We start from the raw sequence: 16,789 nt of genomic DNA, 5'->3' as shown, positions 1-16,789 counted from the left end.
TCAGAAGGCCATGCTCAGATGTTCAGCAATCGGGCCCAACGCCAGTGTCGGCAGGAAAGTAAGGCCACCCACCAGCAAAATGGTCACCGTCAGCAAGGTCACGAACAGCGGGCCGTGAGTCGGGAAGCTGTTCTGGCCGATCGGTGCGGTTTTCTTCATCGCCAGGCTGCCGGCCAGGGCCAGGACCGGGAGGATGTAGCCGAAGCGACCGATCAACATGCCCAGGCCCAGCATCAGGTTGTGGAACGGGGTGTTGGCGCCGAAGCCACCGAACGCAGAACCGTTGTTGGCACTGGCCGAGGTGTAGGCGTAGAGCAACTGGCTGAAACCGTGGGCACCAGGGTTGCTTACCGAGGCCACAGGCCCTGGCAGGCTGGCCGCGATCGCACCGAGCACCAGCACGCCGATCGGCATGACCATCAGGGTCACCACCAGCAATTGCACCTCCCTGGCTTGCAGTTTCTTGCCGAGATATTCCGGGGTGCGGCCGATCATCAGGCCGGCGAGGAACACCGCAATCAACACGTTGAGCAACATGCCGTAGAGCCCGGCACCGACGCCTCCGAAGATCACTTCGCCAACCATCATGTTGACCAGTGCGACCATGCCGCTCAGCGGATTGAGGCTGTCGTGCATGGCATTGACCGAACCGTTCGACGCCGAGGTCGTGGTCACCGACCACAGTACGCTGGCGGTTGTGCCGAACCGTGCTTCCTTGCCTTCCAGCGGCGCGGTCTGTTCGACAGCGACGTTGTTCAGCGCCGGGTTAGGTTGGTACTCGGCCCACAGCGAGGTCGCGCCACCGATCAGGAACAGCGCCAGCATGCAGGCGATGATCGCGCGGCTCTGACGCAGATCCTTCACGTAGTGGCCGAAGGTGAACACCAGCGCAACAGGGATCAGAATGATCGATGCGACCTCGAACAGGTTGCTCCAGGCTGTCGGGTTCTCGAACGGATGCGCCGAGTTGACGCCGAAGAAACCGCCACCGTTGGTGCCCAATTGCTTGATCGCAATCTGGCTGGCCGCCGGGCCGAGCGGGATCACCTGGTCGACGCCTTGCAAGGTCACGGCATGCACGTACTGGGCGAAGGTTTGCGGTACGCCCTGCCACACCAGGTACAACGCCAGCAGCAGGCACAGCGGCAGCAAACCGTAGAGGGTGGCGCGGGTCATGTCGACCCAGAAGTTGCCCAGGGTCTTGGTCGACTTGCGGCCGATACCGCGACACAGCGCAACCAATACCGCCAGGCCGGTGGCGGCGCTGACGAAATTTTGCACAGTAAGACCGGCCATCTGACTCAGATAGCTCAGCGACGCCTCACCGCTGTACGCCTGCCAGTTGGTGTTGGTCATGAAGCTGATGGCGGTGTTGAACGCCAGCGTCCACTCTTGCCCCGGCAGGTTCTGCGGGTTGAGCGGCAAGTGGTCCTGGAGCAACAGGATCGCGAACAACAGCAAAAAGCCCGCAAGGTTGAAAGCGAGCAAGGCCAGTGTGTATTTCTGCCAGCTCTGCTCGGCCTGCGGATCGACACCGGCGACACGATAACAGCCACGTTCCAGCGGCCCGAGGATTGGTGTCAGCCAGGTGCGCTGGCCTTCCATGACCTTGTAATAGAAGCGCCCGAGGAACGGCGCAGGTAGCAATACCAGCGCGAAAAATCCGAGGATTAGCCAATAGTCATAACTGTGCATGGCCGCTCCTAGTTCCGGTCCGCGCGCAACAGCGCAACCAACAGATAAATGAACAGCCCCACTGCCAGCAGCAGCGACACTCCATCCAGAACGCTCATGGAAATTCTCCGTGTTACGGCGTATTGCCGCGTGTGAGCCATTGTCGGAAGGAAGGCTGTAAAGGAACGAGATCGAGGAGTCTCGCCGGGCATAAAGAAAGCGTAAAGAGTGGGTTTATGCGGGGATTACAGGGGGCTGGATCAAGCTTCAGGCCGGCAAAAACGGTCGTTTCGCGCGTTGTCGCGCACCACTGAAACTCAAGCCCGACAGGCTTGACGCAACAAAAATGGCATTAACACTCTTGCACCTCCCCGCTCGTGCCTACAAGCTACGGCTATTGGCATTATCGAATTACTGAAAAAGGCTGGCCTCCATGCGTATCCTCATCACCGGCGGTGCCGGTTTCATTGGCTCTGCCCTTATTCGCGAGTTGATTCGGCACACCGAACATGAAGTGCTCAATCTGGACAAACTGACCTATGCCGGCAATCTCGAGTCGCTGACCAGCATCGCCAACGACACTCGTTATGAGTTCGTCCAGGCCGATATCGTTGATCAGTCGACTGTCAGAGCAGTGCTGGCACGCTTCCAGCCTCACGCGATCATGCACCTGGCAGCTGAATCCCATGTGGATCGGTCCATCGACGGGCCATCGGCATTTATCCAGACCAACATTGTTGGCACCTACAGCTTGCTGGAGGCAACCCGTGCCTATTGGCAAACCCTCACAGAGCCTGAGAAAAGCGCGTTCCGCTTTCATCACATCTCTACCGACGAGGTTTATGGCGATCTGCATGGTGTCGATGACCTGTTCACGGAAAGCACGCCCTACGCTCCGAGCTCGCCCTACTCCGCCAGCAAGGCTGCGTCCGACCACCTGGTCCGCGCCTGGCAGCGCACCTATGGTTTGCCGGTACTGCTGACCAATTGCTCGAACAATTACGGGCCGTTCCACTTCCCCGAAAAACTGATTCCGCTGGTCATCCTCAATGCGTTGGCCGGCAAGCCGCTACCGGTGTATGGCAATGGCCTGCAAGTGCGCGACTGGCTGTTCGTCGAAGATCACGCCCGGGCTCTGCTCAAAGTGGTGACCACTGGCACCGTCGGCGAAACCTACAACATCGGTGGGCACAACGAACAGAAGAACATAGACGTCGTGCGTGGCATCTGTGCCCTGCTTGAAGAACTGGCACCGCACAAGCCCGACGGTGTTGCGCACTATGCCGACCTGATCACGTTCGTACAGGATCGTCCCGGCCACGATCAGCGCTATGCAATCGATGCCGGCAAGATTGAACGCGAACTGGGCTGGGTGCCTGAAGAGACGTTCGAAACCGGCCTGCGCAAAACCGTGCAATGGTATCTGGACAACCTGGAGTGGTGCCGTCGTGTTCAGGATGGCAGCTATCAAGGTGAACGCCTCGGCGCCATCGATAACAAGGAGTTGCTCGCATGATGAAAGGCATCGTTTTAGCGGGAGGCTCGGGCACACGCCTGCACCCGATTACCCTCGGCGTGTCAAAACAGCTGTTGCCGGTCTACGACAAACCAATGATCTACTATCCGATTTCGGTGCTGATGCTGGCCGGCATCAAGGATATTCTGCTGATTTCCACCCCCCAGGATTTACCTCAATACCGCAACCTGCTGGGTGACGGCAGCCAGTTCGGGGTCAATTTCAGCTTTGCCGAACAACCCTCACCGGATGGGCTGGCCCAGGCGTTCCTGATTGGCGAAGAATTCATTGGCAATGACCCTGTCTGCCTGATCCTGGGGGACAACATCTTCCATGGCCAGCACTTCGGCGAACAATTACAGAACGCGGCAAAACGCACCTCTGGCGCCACCGTGTTCGGTTACTGGGTCAAGGATCCCGAGCGCTTCGGCGTGATCGATTTCGACAGTGATGGCCGTGCGCTTTCAATCGAAGAAAAACCGACGACGCCGAAATCCAGTTATGCCGTTACCGGTCTGTATTTCTACGACAACGATGTCATCGAGATTGCCAAGGCAGTAAAACCTTCGCCACGCGGCGAGCTGGAAATCACCGACGTCAACAATGCCTATCTGCAACGGGGCGATCTGCAGGTGGAGCGTTTCGGCCGAGGTTTCGCCTGGCTCGATACCGGCACCCACGACAGTTTGCTCGAAGCCAGTCAGTACGTGCAGACCATCGAGCACCGCCAGGGACTGAAAGTCGCCTGCCTCGAAGAAATTGCCTACGAGAATGACTGGATCAATCGTGAACAGTTACTCGAGCGGGCGCAGTACTTTGGCAAGACCGGGTATGGTCAGTACCTCGCCAAACTGGCCGGGGAAGAACAATGATCATGATTGAACCCGGCGTGCACGAAGAGACCGGACTGTTGCCATGAGAATTCTCATCAATGGCCAGCACGGCCAGGTCTCACGCGAGCTGCAACACCGACTGGGCGCGGTCGGCGAACTGATCGTACTGGGTCGCGACCAGCTCGACCTGACGCAACCCGAACAGATTCGTCGGCAGGTCCAGACCGTTCGGCCCGATCTGATCATCAATGCGGCAGCCCATACAGCGGTCGATCAGGCCGAAAGCGAGCCGCAGACAGCCTTTGCCATAAACGCAGTCGCCCCCGGCATACTTGCCGAAGAAGCGCTGGCTCTCGATATCCCGCTGATTCATTACTCCACTGATTATGTATTCGACGGGACGAAGGTCGGAGCGTACAACGAGGACGACGCGCCAAATCCGCTCGGGGTGTATGGCCGGAGCAAGCTGGCCGGTGAACAGGCCATCAGGGACGTGCAAGGTAAATACCTGATTCTGCGCACCAGTTGGGTCTACTCGAACCATGGCCGCAACTTCCTGCTGACGATGCAGCGTTTACTGCAGGAGAAAACAGAGTTGCGCGTGGTCGCCGATCAAATCGGAGCGCCAACATGGGCAGGCACGATCGCCGACAGTACCCTGGCCCTGATTGAACGCTGGCAGGCGGGCATGGCCGGCAGCTGGGGGACGTTTCATCTGACTGCTCAGGGCCAGACCTCCTGGTTTGGCTTTGCCCAGGCAATTGGCGAAGCATTGCAACAGCAGGGAAAACCCTGTGCCAGTGTGCTGCCGATTCCCACCAGCGATTACCCGACGCCCGCGACCCGGCCGCTCAATTCACGTCTCGATTGCAGTCGCCTGCAACGTGAGTGGGGTGTCAGTCAACCTGACTGGCAAACTGCACTGTGCGCGTGCCTTCGCCAACAGACATAGGCATCAAACCACGGCACCGCTCGTTCCTGTATTCCATGCTTGCCGCCCATCAGCGCGCCGATGCACCAACGGCGCGCGATGTTGACCGGACATTGAAGGCATTCGCCTGCGCCACACGTAACAGGCATAGAATGCACAGGTAGCGATGGAACTGCTGCCAGACCCCGTCACTCAAAGTGGTATGCACGATCGGTTGGCGAGCCTCGCCGGCCCGTTTGTCATCAAGGAGAGTCCCATGCCCTGGTATGCCTGGTTAATTTTGGTTGTTGCCATTGGCTCGATCGTTGGTGGTTTGATGATGCTACGCGACACCGCCAACAAGGTTGAACTGACCGAAGAGCAACGTAAACGCGTGGCTGAACGTAATGCGCAAATGGACGCCAAAGAAGCGCAGGATCGCTGATAACACCCCGCCAGAACCGGCGGGGTTTGTTTTTTTTCGAAGCCGAAAAAACCTTGGCAATGCCGGCCATTATTGCGGTTTTGTATCAGAATCGAAGCATCTGTATGCTTTTTAGAAGTAAAAGTACAATCACCATCCAATTTTCATTGGTTAAGATGACGCATTGATGTGGAGATTTCAGATGCGTTATTCGCAGGACCATAAAGCCCAGACCCACCAACGCATCATCAAGGAAGCTTCGGCGCGATTCCGCCGCGACGGTATCGGCGCGACCGGCCTGCAACCTCTGATGAAAGCATTGGGCTTGACCCATGGCGGCTTTTATTCCCACTTCGAGTCCAAGGACGAACTGGTAGAAAAGGCTCTCCAGGAGTCTGGCAATCAGGTTGACGGCTTGTGCGCGCAAATCTTTGCCGAAGAAAATCCCCTCGAAGCCTTCATCGATACCTACCTGTCGCAATGGCACCAAACCTCGCCCCACGAAGGTTGCCCTCTAACGACCATGTCTTCGGAACTTGGCCTGCGCGGGCAACCGAGCACGACAAGTGACACCGTGCTCAAGGCTCGACTGGATCAGATCGAGCACACCCTCAAAGGGGACAACACCGCTGATCGCAGCATTGTCATCATGGCCGCACTGGTCGGCGCCCTGCTACTTTCACGCAGCGTTGCCGACCCCGAACTCGCCCAACGCCTGCTCGACGTCACGCGCGAACATCTCAAGCAATCGCAGGACTAGCCCTGCCAGCGCTTGAACAACACGCTGGCATTGACGCCGCCAAATCCAAAACCGTTGGACAGCGCATAATCGATAGTCATCGGCCGCGCCTGGCCGCGAACGATGTCCACGCCTGCGGCAGCGGGATCCGGATTGTCTAAATTAAGCGTGGCCGGGACGATCTGGTCACGAATGGCCAGCAGTGTGAAGATCGCTTCAATCCCGCCCGCTGCCCCAAGCAAATGTCCGGTTGCCGACTTGGTCGATGTCACCGCAATTGCATTCTGCGCACCGAACAACGACTTGATCGCCGCCAGTTCACCCAGATCGCCCACCGGGGTCGAGGTCGCGTGAGCGTTCAAATGCTGAACCTGAGCAGGTGAAATACCGGCCTGGGCCAAGGCCAATGCCATCGCTCGCCGCGCACCGCTGCCATCCTCGGGTCCCGCGGTCAGATGATAGGCATCAGCACTGGTGCCATAACCGACCAGTTCAGCCAACGGTTGAGCGCCGCGCGCCAAGGCATGCTCCAGGGATTCGATCACCAGCAGCCCCGCGCCCTCGCCCATGACAAAACCATCGCGACCGCTGTCGAACGGACGCGAGGCGCGTTCCGGGGTGTCGTTATAACCGCTGGATAAAGCACGAGCTGCAGCAAACCCGGCGAGACTGACGCGATCGATCGCGGCTTCCGCGCCGCCACACACGGCGATATCGGCCTCACCACTACGGATCAACCGTGCCGCATCACCGATCGCCTGCACACCGGCGGCGCAAGCGGTGACTGGCGCACCCAGCGGGCCTTTGAAACCATGTTGAATCGAGACATGCCCGGCAGCGAGATTGACCAGAAACGACGGAATGGTAAAGGGTGACAAGCGTCGTGGGCCACGGCTGTCCGTGGTGCGCACCGCATCGGCGATTGCACCGAACCCCCCTACGCCAGAACCGATAATGGTCGCCGTGCGTTCCTGGGCGTTGCTGTCCTGGGCTTGCCAACCGGCCTGCTCCAGCGCCTGACGTGCCGCCTCCATGGCAAACAGAATGAAGCGGTCCATTTTCTTCTGTTCTTTGGGCGCTGTTGCCCGATCCGGGTCGAACCCGGCCTCGGGATCCTCGGCCAGCGTCGGCACCGACCCACCCACCTTTGCCGGCAGATCGGCAACCACCTCCTGCGGCAGATTGCGCAGCCCGGAACGCCCGGCCAGCAGCCTTTGCCAGACAGCTTCGACACCGCTGCCCAATGGAGATACCAGGCCCATGCCCGTTACAACGACTCGACGATCATTCATACCGCAAACACCTCTGGCCGATTGATAATGCCTCACTTGTAACGTGAGGCAGCCTTACTTCTGGAAAGATTCGGCGCCATGACATGACGCGCGGCTACAAAGGCATCCCAATCCGCGGCATCAGGTAGCGAAGGAACGGTGACCAACTCACCCTGATCCAGGCCCGCCAACGCTGCGTCGACCATTTCCCCTGCGTCCATGACCATATCTGCAGGAATCTGTGAAGCGTCGATACCGGAGCGCTCCCATATTTCAGTACGTGTGACGCCTGGCAACACGGCCTGAATCTTCACACCAGTCCCATCCAGTTCCGCATTCAACGACTGAGTCAGACTCAAAACGTAGGCCTTGCTGGCGCTGTACGTTGCATTAAAGCGCTCGGGAAACAGGGCCACCACTGAAGCTATGTTGATGATGGTGCCGCGACCGGCCTTGGTAAAACTCGCCGCTGCTGCCGAGGCCAATCGCGTAACCGTTGTGACGTTCAACTGGATCAAGCGCTCCAGTTGTTCCAGATCTGCATTAGCCAGCAGACCATCCGCAGCCACACCGGCGTTATTCAATAACAAGCTGATACTGGAATCACTTCGCAGACGCTGCTCAACCTTGAATACATCCTCTTTTTGCGTCAGATCTGCCTTTAGCACTTCGACCTGAATTCCATGCCGTGAACGCAATTCGTTGGCCGCAGCCTCCAGGCGCTGCTCGTCGCGCGCAACCAGCAACAAATCAAAACCGCGCGCCGCCAACCGTTCGGCGTAAACTGCCCCGATGCCGGAAGAGGCGCCGGTGACAAGGGCTGTACCTTTGAACTGAACAGAACTCATGGGAAGTGCTCCTTGGGACGTTTAAGGAAAAACCCGACGCCAGAACGGATCAGCGAAGTGATATATTATAGTCATAATTTAAAGGTCGCAGGGGACCTGAATGATTCCCGGGAAATGGTTGGTTCGTCGGATTTTCGGCAAAGTCCGACCGCACCTGCTGAACTGAAAACGCCCGACTGACTTTCAAGCGCAAAGGAGCGGCCTATCAATCCACGTGGAAAATTGCATGATCGACGAAGAGAACGCATACAAAACAGATACTCCCATGATGTCGTGTGCTTGCACCGGGATGCTGAAACGATCAAAACTGCTGATGACGATCATTCAAACAACAGCTGCTGCGTCCTGCTTCCTATCGGCTCATCCGCCGGTTGACTCTTGCCGTTTGCGAACAAATGCTGGAAAATCAAAATGTAACTCGATGTTTTCCTTCAACAACATACATGACGGGAATTTCCAGCTGTATTATGGAGCCTCTGTCGAATTTATTTGAGCGCGCGATGAACAGCCCAGTAAATACAATCAGCAATTCCAGCCACGAAGTAGTTGAAGTAAAGGATCTCATCAACAGCCTTTGGGATCAAAGAGCTATTGTCTTACTGTTTACCGCACTAACTGCTTCCGCCGCCATTGCATACACCGTATACGCTACGCCGGAATATGAAGTCGAAACTACGATCCGGCCTGTCACCAAGGCGGACCTCGATGAGCTGAATGAATCGGGGCTTTATAAACTAACTCCAAAGGATGCCCTGACACGCGTCGGATCTTCAATGCAGTCTTATGACGTGCGCCTGAAATTCTTCAAAACTTACCCGCAGTACCTGGCACCCGTCCAGACACCAAACCAGTCAATTGAAGAAACCTTCAAAAAATTCAATGAAAAATCATTCACCATTGAAATAATTGACCCAAAAAAAAGCACAAGCCTTTCTGAGGCCGTGGGCCTCAGACTTAGGTATCCACAGGGTATAGATGGCGTCGGAATTGCAAAAAACTTTACTGATTTTGCAATTAAGACCGAAAAAGAAAAAGTAGCTTCGAGCCTTGAAACCCTGGTAAGCAATCGCATCATTCAAGTAGAAAAAAAGCTGGAGTCAAAAAAGGCTGCGTACGAAGCAGAGAAAGATTCCAAAATCGCCGTTCTGCTTGAAAAAGATCAACTTAAAAAACAAATACTTCAGGACGAACTGAAAGCATTACGTCAACAGTTGCAAAGCCGCAGACAAAATCGTGTCAAAGAGCTTGATGAAGCAATCGTCATTGCAAAAAAACTCGGCATCGTCAAACCCACAACACCTTCAGCGTTGGGAGACACGGATCAAGCCCATCAAGGCAACATGATCCGGACAGAAGTCAACAATCAGAAAATACCACTGTATTTCCTGGGACAGGCTGCCCTGGAAGCTGAGCGTGCCACCTTGGAAACCCGTCGCTCTGACGACTTCACCGAGCCGCGCATTGATGAAATTCAAAAAGAACTCAGCTTGCTGGCCACTAACCGCGAAGCAATACTTCTTAAAGAGCGTGACAATCCTGAGCTATTCGTCAAGGACTTCGCGGATATTCGCGGCGAACTGATGCACTTGAAACAACTGCATGTGGACTTCGATCAATTCAACCTCGCGCAAATTGATAAAGAAGCAACTCCACCTGAAGGCGCGGTAAAACCGAAGAAGGCTCTAATTGTCGGTTTCGGTATGATATTCGGGTTTATGCTGGGCGTTGGCGTCGCTATTATCCGTCGAGCCGTCCTGTCGCTGCGCTAAATCCGACATAGATGAAAGGGGTCGCGCTTGTTCATCAAACGCGATCCCTCAGTGGTGGTAATTCTCGAATTAGCTGCCCTCCCCAGCCACTTATAAAGTGAAGGTAACGGCTCTCAGCTAATCGGCCAACCCTATCACTGGACCAAGTGCTCAATTATTGTAGCTATTCAACTTGCGCACTGGCCACAGCAACAGGCTGATGGTTATGATCCAACCAGACATTGACACTTTCGACACTTTCTCCTGACAACTTCCCTGCCCAACGATTCAGAATAAAAAGATTGGTGATGAAATCGTACTGCGCCTTGAGCAGATCACGACGCGCCTTGAATTCGTTTTGTACAGCCGTCAATACATCCACGGAATTGACGACACCATAGGTAAACGCCTTTTCAGCCGCGACACGGGATTGCTCGGCCGACGCCACCGCATTACGGTTGGCGCGGATTTTTTCTATGCTGGAGTCGGCGGTCAAATACGCGTTTGTCGTTTCCTTGACCACTTGGCGACGAGTCGCAATCAGTTGTTGTTCTGCGGTAAGCTGATCTTGATACAGCTGCCGCACTCGCGCTGACGTGGAACCACCGCTGAAAATCGGAATTTGCACCCCAACGCCAGCTACATAGCTATCGGTCTGGGGGGCCAGCGAGTTGTTATAACCTTCGTTAGTCTGTTGCGCACTCAGGTTCAGATTAACCGTCGGGTAATGCCCGCCCTTGCCCGCGCGCAATGCAGCCTCGGCAGCGTCCTGTGCGCTTTCACTGGCCTTGATGGACGGGTTCGCGCTGATTGCCTGTTCCACCCACGATTCCAGACTCTGCGCTGACACTTTGAACTCGACATCACTACGAACGCGACTCAGCCTTTCATTGACCGGACGCCCGATGATTTCCGAGAGCGCAACACGGCTCAGACTGGACTGGTTGCGCGCGTCAACTTCCTGGGCGGCCAGCGAATCGACCCGCGACTTGAGGTCCAGTAAATCGGTGACCATAGCCAACTGTTTACTGTACAGGGCGCTGACTCTGTCCAGGTTTTTCTGGGTAGCCCTGCGTTCAGCCTGTACCAGTTCCAGTTCGTCATCGGCAGCCAATGCGAAAAAATAACGCTGCGCAAGATCAACAGTGGCCTCTGCCTGCGCCTCCGTCGACTCGGAGTCCGCTTGTTTGGCCAGGCTTTTATAGTGCTGGTAGTTTTCCCATGCAGCCTTGTTGTATAGCGGCTGAGTTAACCCCACCGTGTAATTGCGGCTGTCGTATGCCTCGTTGAGTCGTATGTTGTTCTGCTTGATACGGTTGAAACCCGCGTTCGCAGTCACCGAAGGCAGTAGGCTGCCAAACGCCTGCTTTTCCTGTTCGACAACCGATTGCGCCCTGGAGTAAGAAGCAATTACCCGGGGGTCTTCAAGGCGTGACTCGCGATACAGCTGCATCAAGTCAACGGAATAGGCCTGCTTGCTGATTGAATTCGTCTGCACAGCGACATTCGAGGATTGGGCGACCTTTGGTTCGGCGGCATGAACAGGCAACGCCAACGAACCCAATATCAGACAGGGAAACAGGCGCACGATCACTCCTCGATCATCGACTGGGCGATAACATCACGTGCCGGCTGCATCAAATATTGCAGCATGGTGCGCTCTCCCGTGCTGATCAATACCTCTGCCGGCATGCCCGCCAACAGCTTGCGATCACCCAGCTTGCGCGCACCATCCCCGGTGACACTGATCCGGGCCAGATAATACGGTGCGCCGGTTTTTTCATTGATCAAGCGGTCGCCGGACACGCTCGTCACCCGACCTTCGATGACAGGTGTCGTGGCCGTGTTAAAGGCGCTGAAGCGAATGTCCGCCAATTTGCCAATAGCAATTCGATCGATGTCATTGGGGGCTACCTGCGCCTCAACCACGAGATCGGAAACCGACGGAACGATATCCAGCAAGGGCGTCGCCGGACGCACAACACCACCGATGGTGTGAACCGTCATGCCGATCACCATCCCGTCTTCCGGAGCGCGAATAACCACCCGGCTCAGGCGATCTTCCAGCGCCGAGGCTTTTTCCTGCAGGTCGTAGGCCTTGGTCTGGGTCTCTGCCAACTGCCGGGTAACGTCGGCGTCAAAGTCCTTGTCGATCTGCAGGATCTGTAACTGCGTTTCATTGATCTGCAACTTGGTCTTGATGTTCGACGATCGGTGATCCGCCACTTCAGACTTGAGCAAGTCCAGCTTGCGCGCCTGTTCCAGCATCCGCTGCTTGTCGACAAAACCTTGGGCCAGCAATTCTTTCAATTCGGCAATTTCGCCGCTGTAGGATTCTTGCAAGTTGGTCTTGGTACCGATCATGGTATCGGTGCCCTTGATTTGCTGATTCAACTGACCGATACGTTCTTGCAGGACCGAAATTTGTCCAAGCCGCGAACTACGCCGCGCGTTGAACACCTGAGTCTCGCCGTAGCGCGCCTCGGTACTGCGCTGACTGTCGGCGTTGATATCGCTCGGGAACGCGATCGTCGCAAGGTTATCGCGCTCGGCGAGCAAGCGCGCCTCCATCGTCCTCGCAGCGATCAACTGGCTGCGGGTCATCTCGTATTCCGAGCGCAGTTGAGCGTCATCGAGCACGATGATCGGGTCGCCTTTCTTCACCACATCGCCATCATGTGCAAGCAGGTCCTTGACGATACCGCCCTCCAGATGCTGTACCGTCTTGCGATACGTTTGCACGGTAACCACCCCCGGCGCGTACGCCGCACCGTCGAGTGGCGCAAACGCCGCCCATCCGCCGAACAGGCCGAATGTCACGAACACAATGTAAAACCCGATACGCCTTACGGATCCATCGGAGGTGGGCAGATCTGCGAAAGTGTCGGCAGGACTAGTGAGCGTATGGTTCATCGATAGCATCCTGTCAAACGTCGGCCGAAGCGACGTCTGTGTCGGCCCTTGCGCCAGGCTTTTGCTGGGCGGCCAATTGAGGCGAATTGAGTTGCGCGAGAACCTGATCCCGCGGGCCGTACAAGCTGATCGTGCCGGCGTTCATCACCAGCAAGTGATCGAGATGGGCCAATATGGAGGTGCGGTGGGCGATAACGAAAACCGTCGCACCCGTGAGTTTTATCTGTTGCAGCGCCAACGCCAGCGCGCGCTCCCCGACCTCGTCCAGATGAGCGTTCGGCTCATCCAGAACGATAAGCCGCGGGCTGCCATAGATTGCCCGGGCCAACCCTATACGTTGTCGTTGCCCGCCAGAGAGATTGATACCCCCCTCGCCAATGACCGTATCGTAGCCACTGGGCAACATCAGAATCATTTCGTGAACACCGGCGATCCTGGCCGCCAGCACCACTTTTTCCGGATCAACCACACCAAAACGCGCGATGTTGTCGCTGATTGTGCCTTCGAACAACTCGATATCTTGCGGCAAATACCCCAGATGCGGTCCCAGCTGGCTTTTGTCCCAATTGGCAATATCGGCACCATCCAGACGTACCACGCCATTCTGTGGTTTCCACACCCCCACCAACGCTTTGGCAAGCGTTGACTTGCCCGAGGCGCTTGGACCGACGACACCGATCATTGATCCTGCCCGCGCATTGAAACCGATGCCCTTGATGATCGCGGTCTTGGCACCCGGCGCACCCAGTGTGAGGTTTTCTACCGTCACGTGACCGATCGGAGCGGGCAATTGCATACGCTCGGGTTCGGCATTTTGCTGGTCAAGAATGCTGTTCAGACGTGCGTATTGTGAACGCGCAGAAATAAATCCTTTCCAACTGCCAATCATCAAGTCCAGAGGCGCCAGCGCCCGACCCAGCAGCACGGAACCTGCGATCACCAGCCCCGGGCTGATCTCGTGGCTGACCGCCAGATAAGCGCCAAGGCCAAGAATCAGGGACTGAACGAGCATTCGGAAGGTTTTTGAAATCGTTGTGATGATCCCGCTGCGATCGCTGGCCCGTGACTGCAACAGCAGGACTTTCTTTTGACGCAGACTCCAACGTGACATGAGGGAGTCCAGCATACCCATGGACTCGATCACTTCGGCATTGCGCAGATTCTTGTTGGTGTGCAGTGACGCAGCAATGCTCTCTTTGTTGGCCGCCGCCAGAACTTTGCCCGTGGACTGCTCATTGATGTAGGCCAGCGCCAGCAAAATCACCGCACAGCCGATTGCCGTCCAGCCGTACCAAGGGTGGAACAGGAACAGCACCGCGACATAGATCGGCAGCCACGGCGCGTCAAAAAACGCGAACAGGCCATTGCCGGACATGAACTGGCGCAGCCCGGTCAGGTCGCTGAGCGGCTGCGCCGAAGCATCCATGCCACCGCTGTCCAGAGCCCGTTTGAAACTGGCCCTGTAGACATCACGGCTAAGCAACACGTCGAGCCTGGTGCTGACACGAACCATGATCCGCGAGCGTACCCACTCCAGCAGTCCCATGGTCACGAGCAACACGGTCAGGATTATGGTCAACATGGCCAGGGTTGTCAGGCTACCGCCCGTGACGACCCGTCCGTAGACCTGAAGCATGTAAAAGGTAGGAACCAACATCAGTGCGTTGATGAACAGACTGAAAAAACCCACCGATATGAAACTGTTCCTGCAGGCCCTGAGGGCTACTTGCAAACTATTTTCGGTTCGACTGCGCATCATTTCGGAACTGACAACCTGGTGTGTTTATCGGGCTTTGCGGGGCGCGCGAGTGTAGCACCTGAGCGACAATCGCAGTATGAAATCGCCATCATGCCCGACATTGAAAAAGTAATCGCCACGCAGCATCCCGTCGCTGATCATTGACGACTCAATAAACCCGCCATTAGTGATTAACGGTTCTTTAACATACCGGCTAAAGAACTGTAAAATAAGCAAAATTTCGGCCAGCATCGCCGTTTGCAGCGTGTTTTGGATATTGGGTTGGCCACCCACTCATCAGGGAGTCAATTTTGATCAATTATTTTGCTTTACTCGCCAATATGGTCCGACAAGAATCGGCTGCAACCGGCATGTTGCTTCAAGATGTAGCCCGCGAATTATTGGCCACCAATACGACTCACTCGGACGGCGCCTGGTGGGCTGCCCATGGTAATGACCCCTTCTATACCGCCGAGCAGATCTATAAAACCATCAAGGGTGACCCGACTGCCGAACGCCCGGAACTCCTGTGCGGCAATATGGTTAACGTGTTCAGCGGCCTCTGCGCCGAGCTTGGCCTGCAAAAACGTACCATTTGGACGTATTCAGATTCCCAGGGTTATTTTCAGGGGCATACGTACCTGGAAATTTTCAATACCACAACCAACAAGTGGGAAATCCAGGACGCGGACTACAACGTCTATTACACCGATATTCGCACGGGCGAACGTGTCGGTGTCATGGACATGATGAAAGCAGACGATGTTGAGTTTTTCATCCCCCACAACGCGAATGAATCCGGATGGACAGAGACAGGCGCAGATGCCTTGCGCCAGGCCAATCTCTATGCGGCCCAGATGATCACTACTGAACACAAGCTCTATACCAGTAACGACAGTCTGAGCGATACCTTGCTGGACAGCATCTCCAATTCGCTCAGCGGGGTCTTTACCTATACGGTACAGGGCTCTGCCGGCAATCCAAACGTCACCCATTTTACCGACAGCAATGCCATCACCGATAACGGAAGAGCCACGATAACCGGCACCTCGGGAGCGGACCTTGTTTCCTATGATGGCAGCGCACTCAGTCCGGTGTTCGCCACGCTGATCGGCGGAGCGGGCAATGACACGCTCGCTCTACGTTGGTCCGGCGGTCAACTTTACGGCAATGCTGGCAATGACGTCCTGATCGGCGGACAGCAGTCAGATCTCCTCTCCGGTGGTACAGGTGATGACTACTTGTCTGGCGGAGGCGGTGCAGACCAGTATGCGTTTTCCAAGGGCGACGGGTTCAACGACATCGTCGACAGTTTCGGCGTAGGCGCAGATAAACTTGTTTTCCTCGGCGTCAGCGGTGCCGGCGGTACTGGCCGCACGCAACTGTCGCAAAATGAATTCAATTTGAGGGTCGACCAGAAGTTAACCACAGACGGAATCTATCTTCGTTATGACATCGATGGCGATTTCCGTTTTGATGGCGCAATGCTGATCGAAGACCGTACGACACTGCTCACCGCCAGCGATGCTACTTTTGTTTTCAACGCTGATCCACACGCAGGCTTCAAGACCACGACTGTCACCGGGACCCCAGGTGCCGGGTACGCCGAAAAAATCTACGGCGGTACCGGCGCAGACAAAATCCTCTACACAGGCACCCTTGGCGCCGAACTGGCTGGCAGTGCCAGCGGAAAAAACAGTGGCGATGACGTCATCCAGTCTCGCTCGGATGCAAATTGCTCGCTGTACGGTCAAGATGGCAACGACGTATTGGTTGGCGGTAACGGCAGCGACTTTATCGTCGGAGGTACCGGCAACGACCTGTTGGTTGGCGGAAACGGTCGGGACGTCTTCGCATTCACCGCAGGCTCCGGCTCGGACACCATCCAGGATTTCAAACAAGGTGAAGACACCCTCTACGTCTATGGCTGGACGACCGCCAAGGGAATCACGCAAACGCTACAAGACCAGGGGCTGGTGGTGTCATTCGACACCGCGGGTGACGGTGCTCACGGTGGCAATATCACGTTGGTTGGCCAGACCACCTTGTTGAACGCTGCTGACATATACCTTGCCTGAACTCGGGTGACTGGTAGCAATAACAGCTCCAGCAACCACAGACGACCGGCCCGCCAGCCATAAGTCTCGCTACAGACAAAGGCCGATCAATGATCGG

16 protein-coding genes are annotated in these 16,789 nt (G+C 56.1%); 9 read left to right on the top strand and 7 right to left on the bottom strand.

Annotated elements, in window-relative coordinates; translation table 11 throughout:
• Together kdpA and kdpF are read right to left on the bottom strand one after the other, a co-directional pair.
• Entirely contained in the window at window positions 1-1,695 is a 1,695-nt protein-coding gene (kdpA, locus tag AC07OG_RS12260; protein WP_495067140.1) for a potassium-transporting ATPase subunit KdpA, read from the bottom strand.
• 8 nt (window positions 1,696-1,703) lie between these two features.
• The gene (kdpF, locus tag AC07OG_RS12255) at window positions 1,704-1,793 is read right to left on the bottom strand and encodes a K(+)-transporting ATPase subunit F (protein ID WP_007899818.1); all 90 of its coding nucleotides are present in this window, start codon (window positions 1,791-1,793) and stop codon (window positions 1,704-1,706) included.
• A 314-nt stretch (window positions 1,794-2,107) separates the two neighbouring features.
• Between kdpF and rfbB the strand changes: the two genes are divergently transcribed.
• The 5 genes from rfbB (at window position 2,108) to AC07OG_RS12230 (ending at window position 6,117) form a co-directional block, all read left to right on the top strand.
• The gene (gene rfbB, locus AC07OG_RS12250; RefSeq protein WP_495067139.1) at window positions 2,108-3,190 is read left to right on the top strand and encodes a dTDP-glucose 4,6-dehydratase; all 1,083 of its coding nucleotides are present in this window, start codon (window positions 2,108-2,110) and stop codon (window positions 3,188-3,190) included.
• The gene (gene rfbA / locus AC07OG_RS12245; protein ID WP_060540908.1) at window positions 3,187-4,062 is read left to right on the top strand and encodes a glucose-1-phosphate thymidylyltransferase RfbA; all 876 of its coding nucleotides are present in this window, start codon (window positions 3,187-3,189) and stop codon (window positions 4,060-4,062) included. The genes rfbB and rfbA overlap by 4 nt, the downstream gene beginning before the upstream one ends.
• A gap of 43 nt (window positions 4,063-4,105) precedes the next feature.
• Window positions 4,106-4,975: a dTDP-4-dehydrorhamnose reductase gene (gene rfbD / locus AC07OG_RS12240; RefSeq protein ID WP_218425300.1), complete on the top strand. Its 870-nt coding sequence runs from the start codon at window positions 4,106-4,108 to the stop codon at window positions 4,973-4,975.
• A gap of 235 nt (window positions 4,976-5,210) precedes the next feature.
• On the top strand, window positions 5,211-5,378 hold the full coding sequence (locus tag AC07OG_RS12235) for a DUF2897 family protein (protein WP_020299652.1): 168 nt from the start codon (window positions 5,211-5,213) through the stop codon (window positions 5,376-5,378).
• 181 nt (window positions 5,379-5,559) lie between these two features.
• A complete protein-coding gene (locus AC07OG_RS12230) occupies window positions 5,560-6,117 on the top strand; it encodes a TetR/AcrR family transcriptional regulator (RefSeq protein ID WP_060540905.1) in 558 nt (185 codons plus the stop codon).
• Here AC07OG_RS12230 and fabF read toward each other — a convergent pair.
• Window positions 6,114-7,388 carry a beta-ketoacyl-ACP synthase II gene (fabF, locus tag AC07OG_RS12225; protein ID WP_060540904.1) on the bottom strand — a complete coding sequence of 425 codons (1,275 nt, stop codon included), beginning with the start codon at window positions 7,386-7,388 and terminating at the stop codon, window positions 6,114-6,116. The two genes, AC07OG_RS12230 and fabF, sit on opposite strands and share 4 nt — an antisense overlap.
• Window positions 7,389-7,420: 32 nt before the next feature.
• A complete protein-coding gene (locus tag AC07OG_RS12220) occupies window positions 7,421-8,215 on the bottom strand; it encodes an SDR family NAD(P)-dependent oxidoreductase (RefSeq protein ID WP_495067138.1) in 795 nt (264 codons plus the stop codon).
• A gap of 226 nt (window positions 8,216-8,441) precedes the next feature.
• Here AC07OG_RS12220 and AC07OG_RS12215 point away from each other — a divergent pair, with 226 nt between their 5' ends.
• Window positions 8,442-8,708, top strand: a complete 267-nt coding sequence (locus AC07OG_RS12215; protein ID WP_495067137.1) for a hypothetical protein — start codon at window positions 8,442-8,444, stop codon at window positions 8,706-8,708.
• Between the two features lie 7 nt (window positions 8,709-8,715).
• Complete coding sequence (locus AC07OG_RS12210; RefSeq protein WP_495067136.1) at window positions 8,716-9,984, top strand: Wzz/FepE/Etk N-terminal domain-containing protein; 1,269 nt, start codon at window positions 8,716-8,718, stop codon at window positions 9,982-9,984.
• A 163-nt stretch (window positions 9,985-10,147) separates the two neighbouring features.
• On the opposite strand, the gene AC07OG_RS12205 is transcribed toward AC07OG_RS12210, so the two are convergent.
• The 3 genes from AC07OG_RS12205 to AC07OG_RS12195 are packed head-to-tail and all read right to left on the bottom strand — an operon-like array spanning window position 10,148 to window position 14,632.
• The gene (locus tag AC07OG_RS12205) at window positions 10,148-11,557 is read right to left on the bottom strand and encodes a TolC family outer membrane protein (RefSeq protein WP_495067135.1); all 1,410 of its coding nucleotides are present in this window, start codon (window positions 11,555-11,557) and stop codon (window positions 10,148-10,150) included.
• Entirely contained in the window at window positions 11,554-12,876 is a 1,323-nt protein-coding gene (locus AC07OG_RS12200) for an HlyD family type I secretion periplasmic adaptor subunit (RefSeq protein ID WP_218425296.1), read from the bottom strand. Before AC07OG_RS12200 ends, AC07OG_RS12205 begins: the two co-directional genes overlap by 4 nt.
• Window positions 12,877-12,889: 13 nt before the next feature.
• On the bottom strand, window positions 12,890-14,632 hold the full coding sequence (locus AC07OG_RS12195; RefSeq protein ID WP_495067189.1) for a type I secretion system permease/ATPase: 1,743 nt from the start codon (window positions 14,630-14,632) through the stop codon (window positions 12,890-12,892).
• Here AC07OG_RS12195 and AC07OG_RS12190 point away from each other — a divergent pair.
• Both AC07OG_RS12190 and AC07OG_RS12185 read left to right on the top strand, forming a co-directional pair.
• Window positions 14,603-14,779 carry a hypothetical protein gene (locus AC07OG_RS12190; protein ID WP_495067191.1) on the top strand — a complete coding sequence of 59 codons (177 nt, stop codon included), beginning with the start codon at window positions 14,603-14,605 and terminating at the stop codon, window positions 14,777-14,779. The two genes, AC07OG_RS12195 and AC07OG_RS12190, sit on opposite strands and share 30 nt — an antisense overlap.
• A 146-nt stretch (window positions 14,780-14,925) precedes the next feature.
• Window positions 14,926-16,692, top strand: coding sequence for a calcium-binding protein (locus AC07OG_RS12185; protein WP_495067134.1), 1,767 nt, complete (start codon window positions 14,926-14,928; stop codon window positions 16,690-16,692).
• Window positions 16,693-16,789 lie beyond the last annotated feature (97 nt).

This window comes from Pseudomonas sp. GW821-FHT09H03, assembly GCF_059415945.1.
Note: the sequence above shows the minus strand (reverse complement) of the source record. Positions and strands in the feature narration are given on the sequence as shown.